General features: G+C 70.9%; 7 protein-coding genes. 5 read left to right on the forward strand and 2 right to left on the reverse strand.

Annotated elements, in window-relative coordinates; genetic code table 11:
* A partial coding sequence (locus QK444_RS28170) for an AMP-binding protein (protein ID WP_282785172.1) occupies positions 1-1,616 on the reverse strand: 1,616 nt, incomplete at its 3' end.
* A 91-nt stretch (positions 1,617-1,707) separates the two neighbouring features.
* On the opposite strand from QK444_RS28170, the gene QK444_RS28175 reads away from it, so the two are divergent.
* The 3 genes from QK444_RS28175 to QK444_RS28185 are packed head-to-tail and all read left to right on the forward strand — an operon-like array spanning position 1,708 to position 4,370.
* Positions 1,708-2,514 (forward strand): SDR family oxidoreductase, encoded by an 807-nt coding sequence (locus tag QK444_RS28175; RefSeq protein ID WP_282785173.1) that lies wholly within the window; start codon positions 1,708-1,710, stop codon positions 2,512-2,514.
* 9 nt (positions 2,515-2,523) lie between these two features.
* Positions 2,524-3,678 (forward strand): chorismate-binding protein, encoded by a 1,155-nt coding sequence (locus QK444_RS28180; RefSeq protein ID WP_282785174.1) that lies wholly within the window; start codon positions 2,524-2,526, stop codon positions 3,676-3,678.
* A gap of 29 nt (positions 3,679-3,707) precedes the next feature.
* Positions 3,708-4,370 (forward strand): isochorismatase family protein, encoded by a 663-nt coding sequence (locus QK444_RS28185; RefSeq protein ID WP_282785175.1) that lies wholly within the window; start codon positions 3,708-3,710, stop codon positions 4,368-4,370.
* A 62-nt stretch (positions 4,371-4,432) separates the two neighbouring features.
* Here QK444_RS28185 and QK444_RS28190 read toward each other — a convergent pair whose 3' ends face one another.
* Positions 4,433-5,344: an alpha/beta fold hydrolase gene (locus tag QK444_RS28190; RefSeq protein WP_282785176.1), complete on the reverse strand. Its 912-nt coding sequence runs from the start codon at positions 5,342-5,344 to the stop codon at positions 4,433-4,435.
* 161 nt (positions 5,345-5,505) lie between these two features.
* Between QK444_RS28190 and QK444_RS28195 the strand changes: the two genes are divergently transcribed.
* Positions 5,506-6,432 (forward strand): cyclase family protein, encoded by a 927-nt coding sequence (locus tag QK444_RS28195; protein ID WP_282785177.1) that lies wholly within the window; start codon positions 5,506-5,508, stop codon positions 6,430-6,432.
* A gap of 64 nt (positions 6,433-6,496) precedes the next feature.
* Complete coding sequence (locus tag QK444_RS28200) at positions 6,497-7,636, forward strand: alpha/beta fold hydrolase (RefSeq protein WP_282785178.1); 1,140 nt, start codon at positions 6,497-6,499, stop codon at positions 7,634-7,636.
* Positions 7,637-7,905 lie beyond the last annotated feature (269 nt).

The following is a 7,905-nucleotide window of genomic DNA, read 5'->3' on the forward strand; positions in this document are numbered from 1 at the left end:
CGCAGTTCCTTGCGACTGGTCTTGCCGACGCCCGTCTCCGGGAACTCGTCCACGACCACCACCGTGTCCGGCATCTTCCACGCCGCCACCCCGCGCTCGCGCACGAAGGCCCGCACGCTGGTCAGGGTGGGCCGGTCCGCCGGGTCGGTGGGCTGAACGAAGGCGGAGATGCGCTGTCCCAGCACCGGATCCGGGGTTCCGACGATGACCGCGTCCCGAATTCCCGGATGGGCCAGCAGATGCGCCTCCAACTCCTCGGCCGAGACCTTCTCGCCGCCGCGGTTCACCCAGTCCCCGGCCCGGCCCAGCACGTCCAGATTGCCGTCCGGGCGGATGCGTACCATATCGCCGGTGCGGTACCAGCCCTGCGCGGTGAAGCTGCGGGCATCGGCCTCGGGATTGTCGTAGTAGCCGCGAATCGTGTACGGGCCGTGGGTGATCAGATTTCCCGGCGCGCCGGGCGGCACCTCCGCGCCGGTGTCGTCCACGACCATGACGCGATCGTGTTCGGACATCGGGCGGCCCTGGGTGCTCACCACCACCTCGAGCGGATCGTCGAGCCGGGTGTAGCAGACCAGGCCCTCGGCCATGCCGAAGACCTGCTGCAGGGTCACGCCCAGCGCCGGACCCACCCGGCGCGCCAACTCCTCCTGGCAGCGGGCCCCGCCCACCTGCACCACCCGCAGGCTGGACAGGTCCGGGGTGTCGCCGCTCTCGGCCTTCTCCACCCACAGCCGGGCCAGCGGCGGCACCAGCCCGGTGATGGTCACCCCGAAGCGTTCGATGGCCCGGAAGGCCGTCGCGGGCGTGGGGTCCGGGGTCATGGCCACCGTGCCGCCCGCCCACAGCGCGCCCAGAATGCCGGGCGAGCTCATCGGGAAGTTGTGCGCCACCGGCAGGGTCGCGAGATAGACGGTGTCGGTGTCGAGTTCGCAGATCTCGGCACTGCGTCGCACGCTGTAGAGGTAGTCGTCGTGGGTGCGGGGAATGAGCTTCGGAATACCGGTGCTGCCGCCGGACAGTTGCAGGAAGGCGACATCGCTCGCCGCGGGCGCGGGCAGCTCACCGGGTTCGTCCCGCAAGGCCGCGATATCGTGCGCCCCCTCCGGCAGCGCGGCGTCCGCGTCGTCGGTGACCACGAGGATATGGCGCAGGGACGGCACCTGCGCGCGGACCGAATCCGCCAGCGCCACATAGTCGAAGCGCTGATGCACCCCGCTGGTGATGACGGCCGTGGCGGCGCTGGCCGTGGCGATCGGCACCAGTTCCGCCTGCCGATGCGCGGGCAGGCAGAACACCGGCAGCGCGCCGAGCCGGAAGAGCGCGAAGACCGCCTCCACGAATTCCGCGCGATTGGGCAGTTGTACGAGCACCCGATCGCGCGGGCGGATGCCGATCCGGGCCAGCCCGGTGGCCAGCGATCGGGAGCGGTGGTCGAGTTCGGCGTAGGTCCAGCGGTGCCGCTCGTCCACGACCGCGACGGCCGCTCCGGCGGTGGCCGCGCGGGCGGCGAGCACGTCGCCGAAGGTCTCTCCGGTCCAGCAGCCGAGTTCTCGATACCGTCGCGCCTCATCGGTCGGCCACGGGACGAAGCCGGGGAGAACGGTCGATGGCATTGGGGCACACCTTCTTTCACGGATTCTGTCGACACTCGCGCACACCGGGGAGCGGCACGCGCCCCTATTCTTATCAGGTTAGGCTAACCTTATGCTCATGATCGATTCGGGTAAGCGCGCGGTCGTCGTGACCGGCGCGGCCGCGGGGATCGGAGCGGCCGTCGCCGCCGAACTCGCGAGCGGAGCGCAAGTGCTGGCGCTCTGGGACCGTGATCCGCGGGTGCACCAGGTGGCGCGCGAGATCGCCGACCGCACCGGCGGATCCGTGCACGCCGCCGAGGTGGATGTGGCCGACGCGACATCGGTGCGAGCCGCCTTCGACCGGTTCACCGGCGAGTTCGGCCCGGCCGACGTGCTGGTGCACGCCGCCGGAGTCATGGATTCCGGGACGGCACTGGATATCACGCCGGAGGTGTGGGACCGCAGCTTCGCAGTCAACGCCACCGGCACCATGCACGTCACCCAGCGGGCGGCCCGGGAGATGGTCACCGCCGGACGCGGCGCCATCGTGGTGGTCTCCTCCAACGCCGCGAGCACGCCCCGCGTCGGCATGGCCGCCTACTGCGCCGCCAAGGCCGCCGCCACCGCCTACACCCGCGCGCTCGCCCTCCAGGTCGCTCCGCACGGCGTCCGGGTGAACCTGGTCTCACCCGGCTCCACCGACACCGCCATGCTGCGCGGCCTGTACGCCGACGGCGACGACCACCCCCTCGACGATGCCGCCCACGCCGGTCTGCTGGCCGGTGATCCCGAGCAGTTCCGGCTCGGCATCCCGCTGCGCCGCATCGCGCGTCCCGCCGATATCGCCGCGGCCGTGCGCTTTCTGGTATCCGACGACGCTCGCCACATCACCCTGCACGATCTGCGGGTGGACGGCGGCGCGACCCTCGATATGTGACCCGAGAGGATGATCCCTATTTCCGCCACACCAGATACCGATTCGACCGACAGCGCGGACCCCGCCTTCGTGCTCGCCCGCCCCTACCGCACGGTGGTGGCGGGGCGCGGTGGCCGCGTCTTCCGATCCGCACACGATGCGGTGTCGGCGCTGCGCGCGGGCGAGGTCGGCCATATCGTCGGCGCGCTGCCCTTCGCGCCGGACGCCCCGGCGGCGCTGTGGGCGCCGGACTCGATCACCGTGACCGAATCCGGCTACGTACCCGACGCCGGTAGCCGTCCGGTCTTCGACTTCGAGGCCGCCGTTCCGGAGCCCGACACCCACGTGCGGCGGGTGGCCGCGGCGGTGCGGCTGCTGGCCGATGAGACGCATCCCATTCGAAAAGTGGTGCTGGCCCGGTCGATTCGCGCCCGTGCCGCCGTCGCGACGCGGGCGGTGGAGATCCTGGACCGCCTGGTGTCGACCGATCCCATGGGCAATGGTTTCCTGGTGGACCTGTCCGCCGCGGGCGCGCCGTACACCGGCAGGCATCTCGTCGGGTCGAGCCCGGAAATCCTGCTCCGACGCGACGGCACCGAGGTGCTCAGCCATCCGCTGGCCGGATCGGCACGGCGGATTCTCGACGACGAGCGGGCCGACCGGGTGGTGGCGGAGACACTGCTCGGCTCCTCGAAGGATCAGCACGAGCACCGCTATGTGGTCGACCAGGTCAGCGGCGTGCTGCGCGACCGCTGCGCCGAGGTGGTCGCGCCCGCCCCCGAACTCACCAGCACCCCCGAGATGTGGCATCTCGGCACCCCGATCACCGCCACGGTGCGCGCCGACGGCCCCTCCGCACTGGAGTTGGCGGCGGCCCTGCACCCCACCCCGGCCATCTGCGGTACCCCCACCGCCGAGGCGGCGCGGCTGATCGCCGAACTCGAGGGCGACCGCGGCTTCTACGCGGGCGCGGTGGGCTGGTGCGACGCCGCGGGCAATGGCGAGTGGATGGTCAGCATTCGCTGCGCCGAACTGGCCGCCGACGGTCTGAGCCTGCTGGCGCACGCGGGCGGCGGCATCGTGGCCGAATCCGATCCGGTGGCCGAATTGGCCGAGACCACCGGCAAATTCCAGCGCATCCTGGCTCCGCTCGGCATCGCGGACCTACCGCTCACCGTCGGCTGACCGCCACGCACACGACTTCGGGAGATCTCATGCCTATTCCGCCGATCGCGCCCTATCCGATGCCCACGCCCGAGGAGGTGACCGCCAATCAGGTGGAGTGGACCGTCGATCCGGCCCGCACCGCGCTGCTCATCCACGATATGCAGCAGTACTTCCTGGCCGCCTACGACACCGGGGCGGAACCGGCGCGCACCCTCATCGCCAATATCGCGCGACTGCGAAACCGCTGCCACGAGTTGGGGATTCCGGTCATCTACACCATGCAGCCGGGCGACCAGCATCCGTCCCGCCGCGGCATCCTCGCCGACTTCTGGGGCACCGGCATGTCGCACGGCCCCGAGACCGAGGTGATCGCCGAACTGCGCCCCGACGACCGCGACATCCAGGTCACCAAATGGCGCTACTCCGCCTTCCAGCGCACCGACCTGCGCGAACTGCTCGGCTACTACAACCGCGACCATCTCCTGGTCACCGGCGTCTACGCCCATATGGGCTGCATGCTCAGCGCCGCCGAAGCCTTCATGAGCGATGTGCGGCCCTTCCTGGCCCTGGACGCCACGGCGGATTTCAGCCGCGAGGAGCACCTGATGGCCCTGAACTACACCGCCCGCCGCTGCGGCGCGGTGTCGACCACCGCCGAGCTGCTGCGCCAACTCGACGGTGCGTCGGTGCCCGCGCGGCGCGCGTCATGAGAGGGTGACGGACCGGCCGGACCGCCCCGGCCGGGAGCGCTGCGGCGGGATCGGCCGGAGCGTCAGTCCGCGGGGCAGGGTGTGCCGCGATAGGGCAGGCCGAGCGCCCGGTGCACCAGATAGGACACAGCGGGGGATTCGGGGAGGATGCCGTGGTGGTGGGTGTCGGTCGGGCAGACGTCCTGCACCCAGACATTGGTGACGGTGGCGCGCGGTCCGGCGCGCAGGAAGGTGGCCTCCGGCGGAGTGACCACGCGGTCCACCCGGCTGGCGATGGCGGTGTAGGCGACACCGGGTTCGGTGTCACCGGCGGCGTTGAGCGTGGCCAGGAACTCGCTGTCGATGAGCTGCTGCGCTGCCGCGGTCCCCAGCACCCGGGCGATCAGGCTGTCGGCCACCGCACCGGCGCTGCCGGAGGGCAGCAGGTAGCGCAGGCCTTCGGCGGTGGTGCCGTGATGGGTGGCGGCGATGCTGATCAGACGCCGAATGCTGGTGCGGCTCGGGTCTTCTCGATGCGCACCGCCCTCGAAGCGCAGATACTGCCGAACCAGGGGGCCGCCCTGGGAGTGCGCCACCACATCGACCTTCGCCGCGCCGGTGGCGGTGCGCACCCGGTCGACGAAGGCCGCCAGCTCCTTGGCGGAGGTGCGCATATCCGCCGTCCCGAAGACGCCCGGGGCCGTGCCGCGCAGGCTGGCGGCGGCGTGACCGTAGTTGAGCGTGAACACGCAGACGCCGTGTGTCTTCAGCACGGGAGCCAGTGTGTCCCAGGAGTTCTGGTTGCCCCAGGTGCCGTGCACCAGCAGCACCGGTTCCGGGTGCGCCGCCGTGGGCGTACAGCTCCAGTCGTTCGCGCCGACCGGTGCGCGGCCCCCGTCGTGTGCGGATGCGGGCGCGCTCGTGAGCGCGAGGGTCGCGATCGCCGCGAGCAGTGTGATTCCGCAATGGCACCAGCGTTTCTCGCGCGCAGGCATCCGGCGCAGCCCCTTTCGCCAGCACAGTGTTTCGGGTGGGCAGCGTTCGGTGTGCGGGATGCCAAACCATCAGGTCGTGGGCTCATGGAACCACTAGGGCTACCGGTCGGCAATCTTCACGCCGGTGTGGCGCGGGCGATTTTTCCGGTAGTTTGCCCACCATGGCGCTACCGTCCGAGTTCCTGGCCGTCGCCGAGCGCGTGAACAATTGGGGGCGTTGGGGTTCCGACGACGAGATCGGCACGCTCAACCTCATCACCGACGAGGTGGTGCGGGCCGCGGCCGCGACGGTGCGGACGGGACGGCGGGTGCCGCTGGCGGTGCCGTTGCGCCAGCAGGGGATCCAGACCGGGCTGATTCCCGGCCGGGTGAACCCGCTGCACACCATGCTCGCGGTGAACTGGGAGATGTTCGGCCCCGGGACCATCGCCACCAGCGACGACGCGGTGACGATGGGTTTGCAGGCCGGAACGCACTGGGATGCGCTGACACACATCTCTTACCACGGCCGCATCTACAACGGACGCCCCGCCGACAGCATCACCGCCCACCACGGCTGCGCCTTCAGCGGCATCGAGAAGGCGCGTCACATCGTGTCGCGCGGTGTGCTGCTGGATGTGGCGGCCGCCCACGGCGTCGCGAGCCTGCCGTCGAATCACGCTGTCACACCGGAGGATCTGACGGCGGCCGAGGATTTCGGGGGAGTGCGGGTGCGGGCCGGGGACGTGGTGCTGGTGCGCACCGGACAGCTGCGGCTCTTTCTCGCCGGTGACCGCGACGCCTACGCCATGCCCTCGCCCGGACTGTCGATCCGATGCCCGGAATGGTTCCACGCGCGCGATGTCGCGGCCGTCGCCAACGACACGCTGGTCTTCGAGATCTTCCCGCCGGAGATCGAGAACCTCTTCCTGGCGGTGCACGCGCTGCACCTGGTCGATATGGGGATGGTGCAGGGGCAGAACTGGAATCTCGAGGAACTGTCGGCGGTGTGCGCGCAGGAACGGCGATACGAGTTTCTGCTGTCCGCCATGCCGGAACCCTTCGTGGGGGCGACCGGAACGCCGGTCGCCCCGGTCGCCGTTCTCTAGCTATGGATCAGCTACCGTCGGACCGGGTCGGCGGCGGCCCGCACAGGCGATAGGAGGCTGATTCATGGGCGCGCTGCGTCGGGCACTGATCGGATCCGCGGTGGCGGTCGCCCTGCTGGCCACGGCGGCACCGGCCACCGCCGCACCCGCCGCGACGCCCGGCGGCCTCATCGACGTCATCGCCCAACCGGCGGGCTGGCGCGGCATGGCCCAGGGGGCGGTGATCGACTACTGGATGACCGGATCGCAGGGCGAACCGGTCCCCGCCAGCGGCGCACTGTTCGTTCCCGCCGGACCGCCGCCGCCGGACGGCTGGCCGATCATGGTGTACGACCACGGCACCAGCGGTCTCGGGCCGAACTGCGGCGGACAGACCACCCCGGACGCCGACGACCTGTGGCCGCTGTTTCGCGACCTGGTGGCCCGGGGGGTGGCCGTGGTGGCCCCCGACTATCTGGGCCTGGGGCGCTTCGACACCGGCACGCACCCCTACCTGGAGATCCGCACCGAAGCCACCGCGGCCATCGATCTGGTGCGGGCCGCGCGGGCGGCGAATCCGGGTCTCTCCCGCACCTGGGCGGTCTTCGGGGAATCACAGGGCGGCCAGGCGGCCTTGGGCGCGGCCCACCTCCAGGCCACCTACGCTCCCGAACTCGACTTCCGCGGCACCATCGCCCTCGATCCGGAATCCGATGTGGAGAAGGTCGCACCCCTGATGGGTCCGTGGGTACCGAACGCCCGCGCGCTCGACAAGATCACCGATTTCTCCGCCTACATTCTCGCCGGATTGCGGGCCGCCCGACCGGATTTCGACGTGAACCACTACCTCAGCCCCACCGGTCGCGCGGTGCTCGACAGCATCGGTGGGCTGTGCTCGGCGCAGATCGCCGAGCGCCTGGCCGGACTGTCCCTCGGCGACCTGCTGGCCCAGCCGCTGGTGGACGACCGATTCCGCAGCACGCTCACCGGCTACATGGAGGTACCCGTCGCCGGGTACGACCGCCCGATCCTGTTGCTGGTCAACGCTACCGACACCACGGTGCCCTCCCCGCTGCACGCCGCCCTGATGGCTCAGTTCGCCGCGCACGGCGTGGACTTCCGGACCGTCCTCGGCCTCGGCGCGCACACCGATATGAACGCGGCGATGCACGAGGCCACCGCCGCGTTCATCGCCCGGATCTTCGCGGCGCCCGCCGTCTCCTGACCGAATGCGGGGTGTGCCCCCCAAGCCCGGATCTTCGCCGACCCCGCCGCGCTCCGGCCCGTGTGCGGGGCATCTGCCACACCTCTGTCAAGGAGGGTTGCCACGGGTGGTTTGGGCCGCCGCGCGGGTGGGCACCTGATCGGGAATGGACGTAGTCAAGGATCTCGACATCCGCACCGCCACCGTCCGGGGCGACTCCGGTGCGGGACTCGGCGCGCACCGGAACACCTATATCGCCGTGCGGCCGCCCACCCGGCGGCACGCGCTCG

This window comes from Nocardia sp. CC201C (assembly GCF_030010695.1).
In the GTDB taxonomy this organism is placed as follows: domain Bacteria; phylum Actinomycetota; class Actinomycetes; order Mycobacteriales; family Mycobacteriaceae; genus Nocardia; species Nocardia otitidiscaviarum.